11 protein-coding genes are annotated in these 16,964 nt (G+C 59.4%); 3 read left to right on the top strand and 8 right to left on the bottom strand.

The genetic code is table 11. The features are described from left to right. Positions 1-73: 73 nt before the first annotated feature. A complete protein-coding gene (locus B5526_RS28005; RefSeq protein ID WP_079543020.1) occupies positions 74-1,600 on the top strand; it encodes an ABC transporter substrate-binding protein in 1,527 nt (508 codons plus the stop codon). Between the two features lie 66 nt (positions 1,601-1,666). Here the strand turns inward: B5526_RS28005 and B5526_RS28000 are convergent, their stop codons facing one another. From B5526_RS28000 to B5526_RS27975, 6 genes are all read right to left on the bottom strand, one after another. Next, a complete protein-coding gene (locus B5526_RS28000) occupies positions 1,667-2,620 on the bottom strand; it encodes an ABC transporter ATP-binding protein (protein ID WP_079543019.1) in 954 nt (317 codons plus the stop codon). Beyond that, entirely contained in the window at positions 2,617-3,609 is a 993-nt protein-coding gene (locus B5526_RS27995) for an ABC transporter ATP-binding protein (RefSeq protein ID WP_079543018.1), read from the bottom strand. Before B5526_RS27995 ends, B5526_RS28000 begins: the two co-directional genes overlap by 4 nt. Then, complete coding sequence (locus B5526_RS27990) at positions 3,606-4,484, bottom strand: ABC transporter permease (RefSeq protein WP_079543017.1); 879 nt, start codon at positions 4,482-4,484, stop codon at positions 3,606-3,608. The genes B5526_RS27995 and B5526_RS27990 overlap by 4 nt, the downstream gene beginning before the upstream one ends. Then, complete coding sequence (locus tag B5526_RS27985) at positions 4,481-5,395, bottom strand: ABC transporter permease (protein WP_079543016.1); 915 nt, start codon at positions 5,393-5,395, stop codon at positions 4,481-4,483. The genes B5526_RS27990 and B5526_RS27985 overlap by 4 nt, the downstream gene beginning before the upstream one ends. Positions 5,396-5,608: 213 nt before the next feature. Further along, on the bottom strand, positions 5,609-6,067 hold the full coding sequence (locus B5526_RS38675; RefSeq protein ID WP_197688370.1) for a hypothetical protein: 459 nt from the start codon (positions 6,065-6,067) through the stop codon (positions 5,609-5,611). Between the two features lie 158 nt (positions 6,068-6,225). Then, positions 6,226-7,179, bottom strand: coding sequence for a hydrogen peroxide-inducible genes activator (locus tag B5526_RS27975; RefSeq protein WP_079543014.1), 954 nt, complete (start codon positions 7,177-7,179; stop codon positions 6,226-6,228). Positions 7,180-7,408: 229 nt separating this feature from the next. Between B5526_RS27975 and B5526_RS27970 the strand changes: the two genes are divergently transcribed. Both B5526_RS27970 and B5526_RS27965 read left to right on the top strand, forming a co-directional pair. Next, entirely contained in the window at positions 7,409-8,056 is a 648-nt protein-coding gene (locus tag B5526_RS27970) for a DedA family protein (protein ID WP_079545503.1), read from the top strand. A 592-nt stretch (positions 8,057-8,648) separates the two neighbouring features. Further along, positions 8,649-10,022 carry a tyrosine-type recombinase/integrase gene (locus B5526_RS27965; RefSeq protein WP_079543013.1) on the top strand — a complete coding sequence of 458 codons (1,374 nt, stop codon included), beginning with the start codon at positions 8,649-8,651 and terminating at the stop codon, positions 10,020-10,022. Between the two features lie 38 nt (positions 10,023-10,060). On the opposite strand, the gene B5526_RS27960 is transcribed toward B5526_RS27965, so the two are convergent. Next, a complete protein-coding gene (locus B5526_RS27960; protein WP_079543012.1) occupies positions 10,061-13,552 on the bottom strand; it encodes a UvrD-helicase domain-containing protein in 3,492 nt (1,163 codons plus the stop codon). Continuing rightward, positions 13,549-16,860 (bottom strand): PD-(D/E)XK nuclease family protein, encoded by a 3,312-nt coding sequence (locus B5526_RS27955; RefSeq protein WP_079543011.1) that lies wholly within the window; start codon positions 16,858-16,860, stop codon positions 13,549-13,551. The genes B5526_RS27960 and B5526_RS27955 overlap by 4 nt, the downstream gene beginning before the upstream one ends. Positions 16,861-16,964 lie beyond the last annotated feature (104 nt).

Here is a 16,964-nt window from a genome sequence, read left to right as displayed (position 1 = left end):
TCTGTTTTCCGGCGCCGTAGATTCCCGGCGTCGTATGGGTCATCTGCGTTTGGGAATTGAAAGGACAAAATAAATGCGATCGGATACCTGGCTCCGCGGCGCGCTGCTGGCCGCCTGCACGACACTGGTAATGGCGGCCCCGGCGTTTGCGCAAAAATCGGCTGACACGCTCCGCATCACCTGGCGCGATGCCATTCCCGATGTCGACCCCTATTACAACTCGCAGCGCACCGGCATGGTCGTGGCGTTCCAGGCCTTCGACTGCCTGGTGTATCGCGATCCCCAGACCATGGAAATCAAGCCTGCCTTGGCGACCTCTTGGAAGCAGGTCGATGCGACCACGATCGATTTCACGCTGCGCCAGGGCGTGACGTTCCAGAACGGCGACCCGTTTACTGCCGATGACGTGGTGTACACGATCAACGACATCATCCACGACAAACAGGTGGCAATCCCCGCCTATTACGCGTCCTTCGCCGGCGCCGAGAAGATCGACGACTTTCACGTGCGTCTCAAGCTGACCGGTGTGTCGCCGGCCGTGATGGAGTACCTGGCGATGGTCACGCCGATCTGGCCGAAAACCTATCGCGAGAAAATCGGTGCCGATGCGTACGCCCATGCCCCGATCGGCACCGGCCCTTACAAGATCACCAAGGTCGACGGCACCACCGAGATCGATCTGGAGCGGTATGATGGCTACTACGCCGATAGCCCGAAGGGCCGGCCCGCCATCCGCTACATCAAGATCCACGAAGTGCCCGACGCTACCACCGAGCTGACCGAATTGCTCGGCGGACGGGCGGATTGGATCTGGGGCTATAACGCCGACCAGTTCGCGAATATCGCCCGGATGCCGAATCTGGAATCGGTGCGGTTCGGCACCATGCGGGTCCATTTCATGACCATCGACGGCGCTGGCCGTTCAGGCGCCGATAATCCGTTGACCAAGCTGAAGGTGCGGCAGGCGATCATCTCGGCGATCGACCGCGCCACGATGGCCAAGCAGCTGATCCAGGGCGACTCGCACGTCATCGATACGCCCTGTTTCCCAAGCCAGTTCGGTTGCGACGTATCGGCAGCCGTGAAATATCCATACGACCCCGCCCGGGCCAAGCAGCTTCTGGCCGAGGCAGGTTATCCCAACGGCTTCGACACGGAGGTCGTATCCTATGCCCCAACGGCGCTTGGCGCGGCGCTGCAGAACTATCTCAAGGCGGTCGGCATCAACCTGCGCATCAACCAGCTCCAGATCGGCGCTGCCATCCAGCTGGCGGAAGCAGGCAAGGCGCCGATGTATGCGGGGAGCTGGGGTAGCAATTCCATCAATGATGTCTCGGCATTCATGCCCTACTGGCTCGGTGGCGGACTGGACGATTACGCCCACGATGCCGACGTGCAAAATCTGTTGAAACAGGCCGGCACCACCGTCGATTCCGAGCTGCGCCGCAAGGCCTATAGCGAGGCGATCCGCCTCGCCACTGAACGCGTCGATTTCATCCCGCTGTTCAGCGACGTCCGCTATGTCGCATTTTCAAAGCAGCTGAATTTCCAGGGTTTTCCGGACGATGTGCCGCGCTTCTATTTGTCCAGCTGGAAGTGAAAGGAATTGGCGGGGTTTTAACCGGTCGGCGCAGCCGCACCCGATACAGAACGGCCGGCGACTGCGTTATGGCTGAACCGCCAGCAGGCATTCGACCAAACGGCCATCCTTGCGGATGTTGTCGGGCATCGTTGCCGCGCATTCCGCGAATGCGCTCGGGCAACGTGGGTGGAAACGACAGCCCGGCGGGATATTCGTGGGATCCGGGTAGGTGTCACCCAGGCCGACATCGGGAATGCCTAGCGCAGGATCCGGTGTCAGCACGGAGGCCAATAGCGCCTGTGTATAGGGGTGGGTGGGGGTGCGGAACAGCTCGTGCACCGGCGCCTGTTCGACGATCCGGCCGAGATACATGACCGCCACTTCCGTGGCGATGTGTTCCACCACCGCCAGATTGTGGCTGATGAAGAGATAGGTCAGTCCAAGCTCCCGCCGCAATTCCGCCAGCAGATTGAGAATCTGCGCCTGCACGGACACGTCCAGCGCGCTGGTGGGCTCGTCGCACACCACAATGCGCGGGTGGAGCACGAGGGCACGCGCGATGGCCACACGCTGCCGCTGGCCGCCGGAGAGTTGGCCGGGCATGCGCTCGGCCATCTCGCTGGAAATTCCAACCCGCGCCAGCATCTCCATGACGCGATCGGCCTGCCGCGCTTTTGGCAGATCGCCCTGCGCGGCCAGCGGCAGGCCGACGATCTCCCGAATGCGCTGGCGCGGGTTGAGCGAGGAGAACGGGTCCTGAAACACCGGCTGGATCAGTCGGGCGCGTTCGCGCCGGTCCATGCCGGCGAGGCTCCGTCCATCCACCAGCACCTCGCCCGAAGTTGGTGGCAATAAGCCCATGATGAGGCGGGCCAGCGTTGACTTGCCACACCCGGACTCGCCCACAACACCCAGAACATCGCCCGAGGGAAGCGAGAACGTCACCCCGTCCACCGCGCGCACCGGGCGACGCGCGCCCGCACCGCTGCGCTGCTGAAACTCCCGGTACACATTCCGAACCTCGATCGCATGCGTCATGCCGCGGCAGCTCGCTTCCAATCCGGCGGCAGCCGGCAGAGATAGCAATGATCGCCGCCGGCATCGCGCCGCGGCACGGTTTGGGCACATTCCGGTATCGCCAAAGTACAGCGGTCGCGAAACCCGCAACCCACGAAGCCAGGCGGTATGCGAGGTACCACGCCCGGAATATTGCCCAGGGGCTCGCCGGTCCGCGTCATGCCTGGCACGGGAATGCAGTCCAATAGCCCTCGCGTGTAGGGGTGCGTGGGCTTGGCGAACACCTCGGCCACCGTGCCGGTTTCAACCACTTCGCCCGCATACATCACCGAGACTCGCTGCGCCATGCGCGCCACCACACCGAGATCATGCATGATCAGCAGCAATGCCAGCCCAAACTCCCGCTGCAGCTTCTGCAGCAGCCGCAGAATCTGCGCCTGCACCGTCACATCGAGGGCCGTTGTCGGTTCGTCGGCGATCAAGAGCTCCGGTTCGCACATCAGCGCCATGGCGATCATCATGCGCTGGCGCAGGCCGCCGGAGAGCTGGTGGGGATATTGGGCGAGCCGCATGCCCGGCGCGGTGATGCCGACGCGCTCCAGCAATTCGGCCGCCCTGTCCATCGCCTGGCGCCGCGTGGCCCGACGGTGGCGTTCGAGCACTTCTGACATTTGCGACCCGATCGTGTAGGCCGGGTTCAGGCTCGTCATCGGTTCCTGAAAAATCATCGCCATCTTGTCGCCGCGCAGCCGTGCGATCTGGCGCTCCGACATGCCCAGCAGATCTTGCCCGTGAAAGCGGATGTGATCGGCGGTGCGGATGCTGCCGCGCGGCAGCAGGTTCATCACCGACAACGCGGTCACTGATTTGCCGCAGCCGGACTCGCCGACCAGGCAATGCGTTTCGCCGCGCTCAACCGACAGCGACACGCCGCGCACCGCTTCCGTCTGGGAGAACGACACACGCAGATTGGCGACGCTGAGAACCGGGTCTGGTACCAAGGCAGTCATCGCCGCAGATCCGCTCGCAACAGGTCGCGCAGCCCGTCGCCCAGGAGATTTATGCCGAGCACCAGCACGAAAAGCGCGACGCCTGGAGTCATGATCACCCACGGGCTGAAGAACATGTATTCCTTGGCCTCGGCGATCATCAGACCCCAGCTCGGCAATGGTGGCGGCACGCCAAGGCCGAGAAATGACAGCGATGCTTCAAGCAGGATCGCGAGTGCCATTTCCAGCGTTGCCACCACCACCAAATGATTGGCAATGTTGGGAAGCACCTCGCGCACCAGAATATGCACGCGCGAGGCACCGGCCGCCTGCGCCGCGGCGACGTAATCGAGGTTACGCACTTGCATTGTGGTGGTACGCGCCACCACGGCAAATCGGTCCCACAGCAATAGTCCCAGCGTCAGGATAACCACCGCAAGCGAACTGCCAACCAGCGCCACCACCGTCAGCGCCACCAATATCAGCGGGATCGACAGGCGGGAGGTGATCAGGAACATGACGAAGTCGTCGGTCCGCCCGCCATAGAACCCGCCGACGATCCCGAGCGTGACGCCGATCAGGCCGGATGTGATGACGGTCAGCACGCCGATCAGCATCGAGATGCGCGTGCCAAAGATCAGGCGCGAGAGGTAATCGCGCCCGATCTGATCGGTGCCCAACAGATGCGTCGGCTGGCTGCCGTCCATCCACACCGGCGGGATGAGGCGCAGGTTGAGATCCTGAGCGAATGGATCGTGCGGCGTCAGATAGGGTGCGAAAATCGCGACCAGCAGCGCGGTGCCCACGATGACAGCCCCGAGCAGCGTGGCCAGGTGACGAAAGGCGGGTAATCGCCGGCGCCCCGGCACAGTCTGCACAATCACATCACCGCTCATCCCCGAAGCCTCGGATCGAGCACCGCATTCATCATGTCGGCCAGCAAGGTCAGTGCGATGTAGATGACGGCCAGGAACAGCACCACGGCCTGGACGACCGGAAAATCGTTTTTGGTGATCGATTCCCAGGCCAGATAGCCGACGCCCGGCAGTGCGAATACCGACTCGATCACCACCGACCCTCCCAGCATGAAGCCAAGCTGCACGGCCGCGATCGATACCACCGGCATCGCCGCATTGCGGAGCGCGTGCTTGAGGACGATGCTCGCCCGGCTCAGCCCCTTGGCGCGCGCGGTACGAATGTAATCCGCAGCCAATGCGTCGATCATTCCCGACCGGGTCAGCCGCATCAGCGCCGGGATTGCCGAGAAGGCCAGCACGACCCCGGGCATGATGTAGCCCTGCCAGGTGTCCACGCCCGAAATCGGCAACCATTGCAGGTCCAGGCCAAGCAGCACGATCAGGACCAGACCAAACCAGAAGCCCGGCATCGCTTGCCCCAGCAGCGCCACCATCATGATGCCGCGGTCCATCGCCGAGCCCTCCCGCGCCGCCGCCAGAATCCCTAGCGGCAGCGCGACCAACAGCGCGATCGCAAGGCCGGTCAGACCAAGCGTCAGGGTGACCGGCAGCCGATCACGGATCAGTCCCCAAACCGGCGCATGGTAGAGGAAGGATCGGCCGAGGTCGCCTTCGGCAGCGTGGCCGGCCCAATCGAGAAACTGCACGACCAGCGGCCGATCGAGGCCGTAATTCTTGGTGATGATCGCGATATCGGCCGCGGTCGCGTTCGGACCTGCGATCGAAGCGGCCAGATCGCCGGAAAGGCGTGTCAAGATGAAGCTGACGACCAGAACGGTGAGGCACACCAAGGCGGCCAGCCACAGTCTTCGGATGATGAACAGTGACATGGTCGAGGACTACGATAGCGAGCCGGTTACTGCAAGTTCGGATCAAGACTAGAGGCAGGGCCATTTGCCTGTCTTTTCTGCACTTGCGCCAACAAACTCGCCAATATGCCCCGAGTTGGGTTGGTGGCTCACCTGGCAGAGCGGTTTGTTCGCCAGGTGAGCCCCTTGAAATTGCGAAAGCCGCGCGGCGGCGGCTTTCGCACAGCCCACCATTCAGTAGTAGGTGCAGCTGTATGGCGAATAGTAGGGGGTGTAATACGAGCAACCAGGGCCGTAGTCGTAGTCGTAAAAGCCGCCGCCAACGAAATGACGTCGTCCATAGCCGTAGCCATATCGTCCATGGCCATAGCCATGTCTTCCATAGCCGTAGCCATAGTGACCCCTTCCATCGCCATAGTGACCTCGGCCAAAGCCCGCCATGTGACCTCCGCCAAACCCTCCCATGTGAGTTCCGCCGAAGCCACCCATGTGACCTCCGCCGAAACCGCCCATGTGACCTCCTCCGCCAAAGCCGCCGCCACTAAAGCCGCCGCCACCGTGTCCGCCACCACCGCCGCCACCACCGCCGCCACCGCCTCCGCCACCACCGCCGCGTGCCTGCGCACCCGTCGCAAGCAGCGATCCGGCAAGCAGGGCGGTTGCCAATACCATCGTCGTTCTTCGTACAGTCATGAATTTTCCTTTCGATGGGCAGGAGCCATCAGTGATCATCGAACTTCCTGCCCGGCCTCATATCGTTGCCCGACTGCGGATCGCTAACGGGAAATTTCGAAGACAGTAATCGGAGCAGCCGATTGCGCTGTTATCAGCGCAGAAAAGGACGATGGCGGTCAGCGCGCTGGTAGAGCTGCAGTGTCCCGGTCAGGCGCAAATGCTTTCTTGGGACCAGTCAGACACTCTCGGATAAGATTTCCGAGCATCCTGAATTCGGCGCCGCGCGAGGATGTCGGCCGCCAGGCGAGGACCAGTGTCCGGTACGGCCTGTCTGGAGAGAGCGGTCGGATCACAACATCGCGAGTTGAAGCGAGTTCCGAATCCACCGCGATCTGGGGAATAAGCGTGATACCAAGATTCGCGGCGACCATCTGAACAAGCGTTCGCAGACTGGTCGCTTGGAAGACCTCATTGCGAACCGGATTCACGATCCGACACGCCTGGAGTGAATGGCTGCGCAGGCAGTGTCCGTCCTCGATCAAGAGAACCTGCTCGCGGGCCAGGTCATCGCGGTTGACCACCTTGTGATGGCCAAGAGGATGGTTGCGCGGCATCGCCACGACGATTGGATCTTCCGCGATTTGCATCGTCTGGACATCGCCAAGCTCGTAAGGAACGGCCACCAGCAAAACGTCGAGCTCTCCTCTGGCGAGCTTGTCCAGCAGGACTGTAGTCGGAGCCTCCCGCACTTGCAGCTTGAGCTTCGGCAACGCAGTGCCTAGGTGCGACAGCAGTGGGGGCAGGACATAAGGTCCGACCGTCGGTATTACCCCGAACCGGAGCGGCCCGGACAACGGCTCGTGCGCGTTGCGGGCCAACCCGACCAGTTCTTCGGCGTCGACCAGCAGGCGCTGGGCGCGGGTCGCGATCTCTTTCCCCAAAGGCGTCAGCATCACGTGGCGATGGCTGCGCTCAAATAGCGTTATGCCCAGCCGTACCTCGAGCTCCTTGATCCCTCCGCTCAACGTCGATTGCGTGACGGCACAACTTTCCGCGGCGCGGCCGAAATGACATTGCTCGGCCAGGGCGCACAGAAAGCGGAGTTGTTGAAGACTGGGCAGGATGGCCATCGGAATGTCCAATGAAGCTGTGCGTTTTTATCCATTGGACCAATGGCAAAGAATGACGGACCCTGCGCCCACAGAGATATGAGCCGGCGGATGACCTTTCCATGGCCGGCTAGTTACAAATCGTTCACTTGCAACATCTCACTATCCGGTGAAGCAGTATGAAATACCGTCAACATTTCGAATCCAACATCAAGGCAACTCGCCGCGAGGCTTGTTGTCGTGTCTTGAGATGGAGTTTGCTTCTTTGTCCGATGTCTTGATTAGCTTGATCCCGATCTACGGCCCGTGGATCATCTTTGGTATTGTTGCGTTAGAAAGTGCCGGCGTGCCTCTCCCCGGAGAGACAGTTCTCATTGCCGCTGCACTGCTTGCCGCCACCACCGGTCAGATCAATATCGTCGTCGTTGTAGCGGCAGCTGCAGCGGGTGCGATTGTCGGGGACGGTATGGGATACATGGTCGGGCGTCGCCTTGGTTTGCCCTTTCTTCGCAGATACGGTCGGTACATCCGCCTCGATGAGGATCGATTGCTGATCGGTCGATATCTTTTCTTTCAGTATGGCAACGCCGTCGTGTTCTTTGGGCGTTTCATTGCAGTGCTGCGAATGTTTGCGGCTTTGCTTGCAGGCGCCAATTGCATGCCGCCAAGTCGATTTTTCTTCTTCAATATAACTGGTGGAGTCTGCTGGGCGTGTCTGTTCGGCTTCGGCGCTTATGCGGTCGGCGGCGAAATTTACAAGATTTCCGGAGTACTGAGTGTGATCTCATTGGTCCTGTTTATTGCGGCGGGATATGCATTTTCAATTTTCATTCGACGAAATGAAGTCACGTTACGCCGTCGAGCGGAAGTAGTCCTGTCAGATCATTCGTGCGGATGACTTACAGCCGCAATGGCACTTTGCCGACGTCGATATTTTGGCAAATGTCCGCTTTGCAGCCGCCATTAGCTGCCTTGCTTCGAAACAACGCCGCATAGCCGACTGGCGACGCAAGCAACATTCAGGAGCTGTGGCTGGCGCGAGCTGCGTAGTGCGTTGGCATGTGCATTCATTACGCGACAGTTCTAGATCCGGCCGATTGAGCGGAAGTTCGTCAGCACAACGACCAAGCGTGCGCCGCGCCAGTTTCGCACCAGAAACCATCCATTCGGATTACAACGAACCTCGTCGAGCCTCACCAAAACTGAAGCAAAATCAAATGAAGCCTTCTGGCCGAGTGGCATCTGATGCCAAATTCTTGAAAAGCTTGGTGGGCGCACCAGGGCTCGAACCTGGGACCCGATGATTAAGAGTTAAAAAATCGGTCTGCGCTGCAGTTCTTAAATGCACGCTACGCTGCGATCGAAATTCAAATAGTCTTTCATTATAGGGCATTTCTCGTATAGTTTCGCATACTGTCGAATGCACACCTTCGAACTCCCCGCCTCGCCAAGACCGTTTTAAAACCGTTTTAGTTGCCCGAGACGCTTCCATGGCCGACCTCCGGATTCTGCTGACTGACAAGACGATCGCTCGATTACCAACCCCAAAGGATGGTTGGTATTTGGTTCGAGATACCGAACTGAAGGGCTTCTTCGTTGTCGTAGGTAAGCGGAAGAGGACATTCACGGTCCAAGGCGATCTCAGGCAGGACGGAAAGCGCGCATCATCCATTAGGGTGGCGATTGGTGGCACCGATGAGATATCGACACGGAGTGCACGCGCTACCGCAAAGGAGTATTTGGCCCTAATCAGTCGAGGACAGCATCCGAAGGATGAGAAGGGAAGCCCAAGGACCAGTCAGACCGAAACGGCTGGAAATAAGACGGCCGCGACGTTGCGAGGTGTTACACTTAAGGAGGCCTGGCAGCGATATCTGGACGCTCACTTAGTTCGGAAGGGGCGCAGCGAGCTCACCATCGAAGGTTACCGCGATCACGTAGAGCGAATTTTCGTGGATTGGCTCGATACGCCGTTGCAAGAGCTTGCATCAGATCCGGCTCGTGTGGCGAAGAGACACGACGAGATCACCAATGAAAATGGTCCTTACATGGCTAATGGAAGCATGCGAACTTTACGTGCTGTTTATAATCATGCCAGCAAGACCAACAAGTCGCTGCCTTCCGACAACCCGGCAGACGCAATTGACTGGAACGAAGAGAAGCGTCGCGATACTGGGATGGGCACCAGCGACCTGGAAGGCTGGTTTGCTGAGTTGGCGGCTATCGAAAATCCAGTCCGGCGTGAATTCCATCTGTTCACGCTGCTGTCTGGCTGTCGTCCTGCGGCATTGCAGGAGATACAGCCCAGCCATATCGATTTTCGGCGGCGCATAGTCCACATTCCTAAGCCTAAGGGCGGCGTCAAGCGCGCGTTCGATATTCCGTTATCGCGCGAGATGATCCTGTGCCTCATACGGGCGATTCGCTTTAGCCGCCAAATGTATCCGTCGAACGGCGGAGACTGGTTATTCCCAGGCGACAGTGCATCAGGGCATTTAGCCGAGGGAAAGGAAGATCGAGCCACGCTGTCGAAGTGGGGCAACGATCTTCGCCAGAGCTTCCGAACCATCGCGACTGCAGCCGGCGTGTCCGAGTTCGACGCAAAGCTGCTAATGAACCACGCCATTCCCGGCGTGAATGCCGGTTACATTACTCGACACAAGCTTCTTGAGAACCACCTGCGCTGCCAGCAACAAGCAATCAGCAGCGCTGTATTTGCTGGCCTAGGAACCTCACTGACTGAACATCAACGTCTCCGAGGTTGGCTGGGCCGCGGTGCAAGCCGACGAGCTACTTTGGATGCACCGATCAACTCGAGCGATTGCGTCGCGGGGAAGCAAGTGACCATTCGACCGGCCGCCTGACCCGATATGGGGTCGAGCGAGCTGAGCCAACGAGTTGTTCAAACGACCAACACGAAACCTCTAACTGAAGTTGCCGTCGCGGCTGCAACGGCCTCAGCATACATCCTCACTTGGTCAACATACCGTTCCGAAGATCGATCGAACTCGCGGTCAGTCTTGAAATCTAGCACCGTCCACCCTGCAAAGGTTGATTCTTCCTCCTGAAATGCGAGATCGATTACGCCTTCAATGAGGGTGCCATTTTTTCGTTTCTGCAATACCGGCGTCTCGCGGCGGAGCTTCCCCCTCCCGCCACTGGCTGCAGCCCTTCGCAGGATCGGATGCTCAAGCGCATCCTGAACGACAGCGGAGGCTGCTTTGACTTCATCCTCCGTCGCATTCACGATCCTTCCGGCGATCGTGGCCGCTGATCGAATCGCGTCGATGCCGGCATCGAACTCAACTGAGGAGAGAAGCGCATGAACGAGAACGCCAAACCGGCGTCCGCCCGGCCGTTCGAACGCACCGCGGTCCAGCACCTCGATTTCAACGCTTGGATAACTCCTCGTTGCATCGCCGGTACCCTGATCGGGAGACTCCTCAAACGATCGAGCACGAACAAGTGAAGTGACTGTCTGCACGCTTATCGAAGGCTGTGAACTGACCTGCTGTAATTTTTCCCGAGCATTCTTCCATGCGGCATAGTCCTCTTCGCTCTTGGATACGGTAGATCCGTCTGAACTCGGTTCCAAGAGACGCTGGTGTCTGAGCGAGGTCAGCTCGTCAACGTCGAGTGTGATCTTCGTGGGATCCCACCAGACAATCGCCGGGCCGCCGGTTATCGGTCTATGCAAACCTGGACGAACCGGCCCCTCGGGAGGCGCACGGCCTTTCGGCCCCCGCTCAAGCACACTGTCCTCTCCAAACTCTGGGCAACCGGGGGCAAGTTCAGCGATCCGGCGCCCATTTTTCTCCGGATAGAGCGCTGGATTGAGCACGTTGAGCCAACCGCCGAATGGCTGGTCGCCAGTCACTGGCATGACCAAGAGGTCGCGCGCGCGTGTTGCCGCGACGTATGCAAGCCTGGTTGCCTCTGCCTCGTCACGCTGTAACTCTTCAGCGGCTGCTTCAAGAAGCTCGACGGGCGTCGATCCGCAAATCGACTCAAGCCACAAATGCCGGGCCGGGTTGACGTGCCTACTTGGAGTGTCGCGCGTTGCAGTGCAAGTTGGATCGGCGAGAATTACCACCGGAAATTCCAGGCCCTTCGCCTTATGAACAGTCATGATCCGGACGCCTTCAGTACCTTCCTCCACGATCGGCGCCTCGTCGACCTCGCCGCGTTCGGCGTCAGTCTCAAGTTTCTCTACGAAGGAACGGAAGGAGAAGGCGCGCTGTTCGAAATGCTGCGCCATGTCGATCATTCGTTGGCAGTTGCCAAGGGCTTGTTCCCCGGTCGGCCAAAGTGCAATGCCGGCATGCGCACGCACTGCTTCTAACAACATACCAATTGTTTCCGCGATGGGACGATAGTTGCGGCCAGCATGGAGGCGGCGTAACAGCGCCAAGGCGTCAGCAACCTGTCCACCGGCAGAATCAAGTATGGATTGGTCGATTGATCGCAGCGGATTAAGATGTCGACGTTTCACGACGCCATCTGCATCTACATATTGGCGAAATGCAAGGAGAGCTTCATCGCTGAACGCGAAGAACGGGCCACGCAGCGTCGCGTAAATCTTTAGCTCGTCGTCCGGCCATTCGATTGCTTCGATCGCTGTCCGGAGAGCGATAACTTCCTCGCGGTCATGGAACGACCGGCCCCCCATCAGCACGTGCGGAATGCGGCGTGACTCCAGCGCGCGAACGTAGGGGCGAGTAACATCGGCACCAAAATTTCGAAAGCGCCGGGAAAGGATCGCAATGTGGCGGGGCTTGATCGGCACCTGCGCCCCCTCCTCTTCTATCTTCCATCCGCTTTCGTTGATGAGCCAGTCGATGAAACCGCCCACCGCATCGGGAAAGGATTCTTCGATGCTCCGGTTTGTAATGTTGCCATACTCGCCATACGGTCGCGGAACCGGAAGCGCAATGAGCGTCGGTTGACCGGCAATCTCGAGCCGCGAATGGCCCAGCGGAACATAGGTCGCCTGGCCGCCCGCTTGCCCGGCCGCCATCGCTGGAGCGAAGGCGCCGTTGACGAAGTCTTGTATTGACGGGGGGGCACGAAAGCTCGTCGTCAGATGAAGCAACACAGCGCCTTGTGCGAGAAGCTGCGACTTTACATCCTCATAAAATGAGACGTCGGCGCGCCTGAATCTGTAAACGGATTGCTTTGGATCGCCGACCAGAAAGAGCTTGCCCGGGATCGGGTATGCGGCTCGCCAATTGGCTTCCTTCGGGTCTTCGGAAGCCAGCAGAAGGAGAATCTCCGATTGAAGAGGATCTGTGTCCTGGAACTCGTCGACAAAAAAATGGGTATAACGGCGCTGCAACTCGCCTCGCACAAGAGCGTCGTTACGGACAAGATCACGGGTCTTGATTAGAAGGTCGAGAAAATCGAGCCTGCCTGCCTTCGCCTTCAGTCGCTCATAGTCGGCAATCGGATCCTGCAGGACTTCGTGAAGAATGGGAGCGAGGTCGGCATCGCTCGCCGCAATGAAAGAAGCCAGATTTGCCTTCAACCGATCGCGGCGGCTTAGCACGTCATCTCGGGAGAACATCCCAAATTTGGTTCCAGCCCATCCTTTCCACGACCAACTACGCTGTCTTGTAAAACTACGAAGACTTGCCTCAAGACCATCGTAGTCGCGACCGCGAACGGCCTCCAGACGCGTCGATTCTCCCGCAAACCGCGCGATTTCGGTGAGACTGCGGGTAAGATAGTCGTCCGTCCAAGAGCTGCTTGTCGCGAGCGCGCCGACGTTCCGTAGTTCTTCAATCAATGCGTCGATTGCGCGATCACGATCAAATGGATCGCGCCGCCACCTTGCCGGAAAATCACGATGTCCTCGGAGGGTATGAAACGCGGTGCGCAACTGATCGCGCGGACGCTGCCCTCGCGCGCGGCGGCGAAGTACGCGCCGAATGCCCTCCGGGGGTTCCTCGAGAATCTTCTCAAACCAACGGTCAAACGCCTGGTCGGCAATTGCTTCAGCCTCGTCTTCCGAGGCCACTGCGAAGAGCGCATCAATCCCCGCCTCGATTGGCCGCTCGTGAAGAATATCGCCGCAAAAGCCATGTATCGTCCCGATGCGCGCGAGCTCCAACTCTCTGAGCGCCTGATCCAATCTGTTGCGCTCAATGCTCGTTGCTTGGGCGCGCGCCTTCTCGATCTCACTGCGGAGACGAAGCTTCATCTCTCCGGCAGCCTTTTCAGTGAAGGTCACTGCGACAACCTGTTCGAGCCTTCCAGTTCCAGTTCGAACCAAACTAACGATGCGCCCGACCAGCGCGCTGGTCTTGCCGGTACCAGCGGCAGCTTCCACGAAAAACGTGAATCCGAACTCGGTCAGGATGCGCCGTCGCGCCTCTCCGTCTCCCAATTCGTTCATCGCGACTCTCTCAACGCGAAGAGTTGTTCAAGGCGCTGTTGAGACTTACGAGTCACACGCCGTTCCTCGTATGGACCGCATACTGGCCGATAGCTACAGTACTCGCATTCACGCTGATCCGGAGCTGCTGGCAAAAATGGTGCCGTTACCGCTGCATCGATCGTCTCAACAACTTGAACGGCCGCAGCTCGAGCCTCATCGTTGAGGGTGACGACGTGCTCAGAGAAACCGCCGATCGACGTGCAGAAGTAAAGCCGGCCCGAACGGACTTGTGACCGTCCTGCAAGTAGTTTCTCGGCCGCAAGTGCATAAAACAAAGGTTGAAGGGACTTACCACCTCCAATCAATTGGTTCGGCGTGCTGTCCATAGCGCCGGTCTTGTGATCGGTTACTCGGGCGATGCCTGTTGGGTGCTGCTCGACGAGGTCAATTGAACCGCGAAGCTGGACGCCGGATTCGAGGTGAATGGCACCGCGTTCTGCCTGCGGGTCGACACGATTCCAGTCGGGGCGCTCCATGCCAAATGTCAGCTCAAAGTTTGCGGGCACGTAGCCTGACTCGTCCTCGCTGGCCAGTCTCAGCCATTCGCGCAAATCGGCACGAATTGCGCTGATCCCGTCCTCCCACACGCGCTCAATCGCGGGGTTAAGATCGTCATGGTAACGAACGGCAACCGCAGAAATGACTAGTTCAAGCGCCTCTTGCACTCTTTCGAGATTTGCAGCGCGCACTGGAAGCAGACTTTCCTGTCGGAGCTGTGCGAGGAGTTGAAACTGGACGTCATGAATGAGCGATCCGCGCTGCAAAGGATCCATCTGGTCTATCGCTTCCGGTACCTCTCGCGGAGAAAGACCTTGAATCGTCTGAAGGAAGAATTTGTATGGACACCGTGCAAAAGTCTGCAGCGCGGTCGGGGAATAGCTGCGAACGGCAAGGCCGTGGCGCGCCATAAGGGTTCGAATATTTTCGGTCCGGCTGATAAGGCCATCGGCCGGCGTCCAGGAACTCCCCCACCGTTGATAGCGCGACCGCAATGATCGGGCGAGATAGGAATTGACGGTCATCAAATATCGGGCAGCGCTGGCCTCGGCTTGCGGTTGAGTCACAAGGCGCCCGAGAACGGCGAGGTCGTGCTCGGCATCGTCAATCGCATCGGCGGCATCGGGCGGTGCCGGCCAGCCTAGCCGGGTGACGATTGCTGTCTCTGCGCGTTTGGCAAGGCCCGCAAAATCAGGGAGCAAGCCCTCAGCCGCCCGCACTGCTTCAAGCGCATAGAAAGAAGGAACTCGCGACCGCGCCTGGTCGAGATCGACACGCGGATAAGAGAAACAGATCGTCCGATCTGCGGCGCCGACCGCAAGTGCCAAGGCAAGACGTTCAGTTGCGAGCCGGGTCTGATTCGTTGCAAGGCTGCTATCGATCATCCCGCGCACGACATCGAGCAAGATCGGCTCCTCGACGATCTTTCCTGGAAACATCTTCTCGGCTAGCCCCGGCACGAAGACGGCCTCGAAACTGAGACCACGAGCCGCATCTGGTGGACCTACAAAAACTTTGCCGTACCGCGGCGAAGCCGGCGGCACTGATACTTCCAGAAGCAAGTCTTCAAGCACCAGCAGCACTTCGCTCAAGGCGACAGGTCCGACCGGCGCCATCGGCGCGAGCTCCGCGAGGATCGCAAGTACCCGATCGGGCTGTTTAACCGCGCGCGTTGCCAGCGCTCCGAGTTGTTCGATCCAGTCTCCCCAGTTTGCCGCAGACGGCAGATCGGCAAGGGTGTCAATAAGCGGTAACGCGTAAGCTGAAAACGAGGTTAGATCCTCGAGCATGCGCGCAAACATCGCCTCCCGGGCTTCATCCTCTCGCCCAGCGTCCAGGAGTTTTCTTCGGAGATCAGCACCAAGACCGTCGATGCGGCGTCGCCAACGATTTCGGCCTCCGATCACCGCTGCCTCAACCAGAAGGCGCTCCCAGCGGCCAGGTGCTCTCAGCCTTCCATCTGCGACGGGCTGCTGCACAAAAAGCTCGGTGCCTGGAGCCGCCGCCTTCGGAAACTCGACAGGGTCATCGATTTCCATGATCGGCACCGGCGCTACTGCCTCGGGATCTGGAGCGACCCACCGTTCATTCGACGGGATAGCTTGCGGCGGGGCCCCGTCAGGGCCTGCGTCGGGAACCTGTCCAAGCGAGAGATATTCGGCAAACCTGCTGGCCGACAGACCTTCGTCCGCACACTTGAGCAAGGCACAGAACGCACGCGCCGACGGGTCTGGCCGGGTCGTACCTCTCACGAAGTGGGTAGGTATTCCGGCGCGACCGAACGCCTCCGCTAGGTTCGCGCGATAGTGTTCCGGCGAGCGCAACAGCACTGCGATGCGATCGAACGGAAGGCCGCCACGCGCAATTGAAAGGATTCGTCGCGCAATCTCGATGCACTCGCGACCCTCACCTGGAGCGGAGAACACCTCGACGGCCCCATCGTGGGTTACGTCTTGCTGCGCTTGTTGTTCATGAAACAACTGTCGTTGCAAATTGGCCAAAGTGCCGATTGGTCCTAGGGCACCTTCGTCCTCGTGCTCATGATCAAGATCTTCGGCTTGAACCTTGAGTGCTTCGCAAGTGCGATTGATCGAGAATTCATCGGCCGCGGGGATTGTTGCCAGCACCTCGGGGGCGGCTGATACAAACGCGCGTACGAAGGCTAGTTCAACATTGTTGGCGACCGGAACGTCGAGCAGCAACGTCGGAAGGCCGACTAACCTGCTTGCGCTGCCGCTAGATCGGATGACCTCGGTTGCAAGCATCAACGTACCCGGCCAGTCAATGAGACCTGCCTTTTGCAGCTCCGCCTCGTAAACCTCAATCAATAGCGCGATATCGGGTGCCGCAGCACTGATCTTCTCTGGCGAGACATCCGCCAACCGCAGTTCTGTGATTACGCGAGCAATGCTACGCGGAAATCCCGGCGTCTCCGCGATGGGCTGGAAGCGACCGAGCCTGCCGTCCGCTTTCAAATTGTGAAGAAATCGTGCGACGATCGCATCGGTTGCAATCCGGCTGACCGGCGTCAACCCCTTGTTGGCAAGCTCGGACGCAGCAACCGATGCGGCCAGTTGGGAAAGGGTCAGCCGATGCCAACCGAATGCCGCACCTCGGTACTTTACGACATTGCGCGTGAGCTCATTGGCCGCGTCGAGACTTGCTCCGACCATCACGACTTCTTCGGCGGGCGCTCGATTTTCGAGCCAGACGGAAGCGCGCCGGATTCGACGGCTATTTTCGGAGGAGATTGCGATTGCCGCTGACATTCAGAATGCATCGCCCTTTATCCGAGTTTTTTCTCTCGGGTTTTGCAACCCGATGAGAATGAAGGACAATATCGAAATCTACAACCATAACTTGCGGTATTGCT

The sequence above is a fragment of the Bradyrhizobium lablabi genome (assembly GCF_900141755.1).
GTDB classification, from domain to species: domain Bacteria; phylum Pseudomonadota; class Alphaproteobacteria; order Rhizobiales; family Xanthobacteraceae; genus Bradyrhizobium; species Bradyrhizobium lablabi_A.
Note: the sequence above shows the minus strand (reverse complement) of the source record. Positions and strands in the feature narration are given on the sequence as shown.

Excerpts from the sequence above, each read along its gene's own strand:
- B5526_RS28005 (WP_079543020.1), top strand. The coding sequence starts at position 74 with ATGCGATCGGATACCTGGCTCCGCGGCGCGCTGCTGGCCGCCTGCACG.
- B5526_RS28000 (WP_079543019.1), bottom strand. The coding sequence starts at position 2,620 with ATGACGCATGCGATCGAGGTTCGGAATGTGTACCGGGAGTTTCAGCAG.
- B5526_RS27995 (WP_079543018.1), bottom strand. The coding sequence starts at position 3,609 with ATGACTGCCTTGGTACCAGACCCGGTTCTCAGCGTCGCCAATCTGCGT.
- B5526_RS27990 (WP_079543017.1), bottom strand. The coding sequence starts at position 4,484 with ATGAGCGGTGATGTGATTGTGCAGACTGTGCCGGGGCGCCGGCGATTA.
- B5526_RS27985 (WP_079543016.1), bottom strand. The coding sequence starts at position 5,395 with ATGTCACTGTTCATCATCCGAAGACTGTGGCTGGCCGCCTTGGTGTGC.
- B5526_RS38675 (WP_197688370.1), bottom strand. The coding sequence starts at position 6,067 with ATGACTGTACGAAGAACGACGATGGTATTGGCAACCGCCCTGCTTGCC.
- B5526_RS27975 (WP_079543014.1), bottom strand. The coding sequence starts at position 7,179 with ATGGCCATCCTGCCCAGTCTTCAACAACTCCGCTTTCTGTGCGCCCTG.
- B5526_RS27970 (WP_079545503.1), top strand. The coding sequence starts at position 7,409 with ATGGAGTTTGCTTCTTTGTCCGATGTCTTGATTAGCTTGATCCCGATC.
- B5526_RS27965 (WP_079543013.1), top strand. The coding sequence starts at position 8,649 with ATGGCCGACCTCCGGATTCTGCTGACTGACAAGACGATCGCTCGATTA.
- B5526_RS27960 (WP_079543012.1), bottom strand. The coding sequence starts at position 13,552 with ATGAACGAATTGGGAGACGGAGAGGCGCGACGGCGCATCCTGACCGAG.
- B5526_RS27955 (WP_079543011.1), bottom strand. The coding sequence starts at position 16,860 with ATGTCAGCGGCAATCGCAATCTCCTCCGAAAATAGCCGTCGAATCCGG.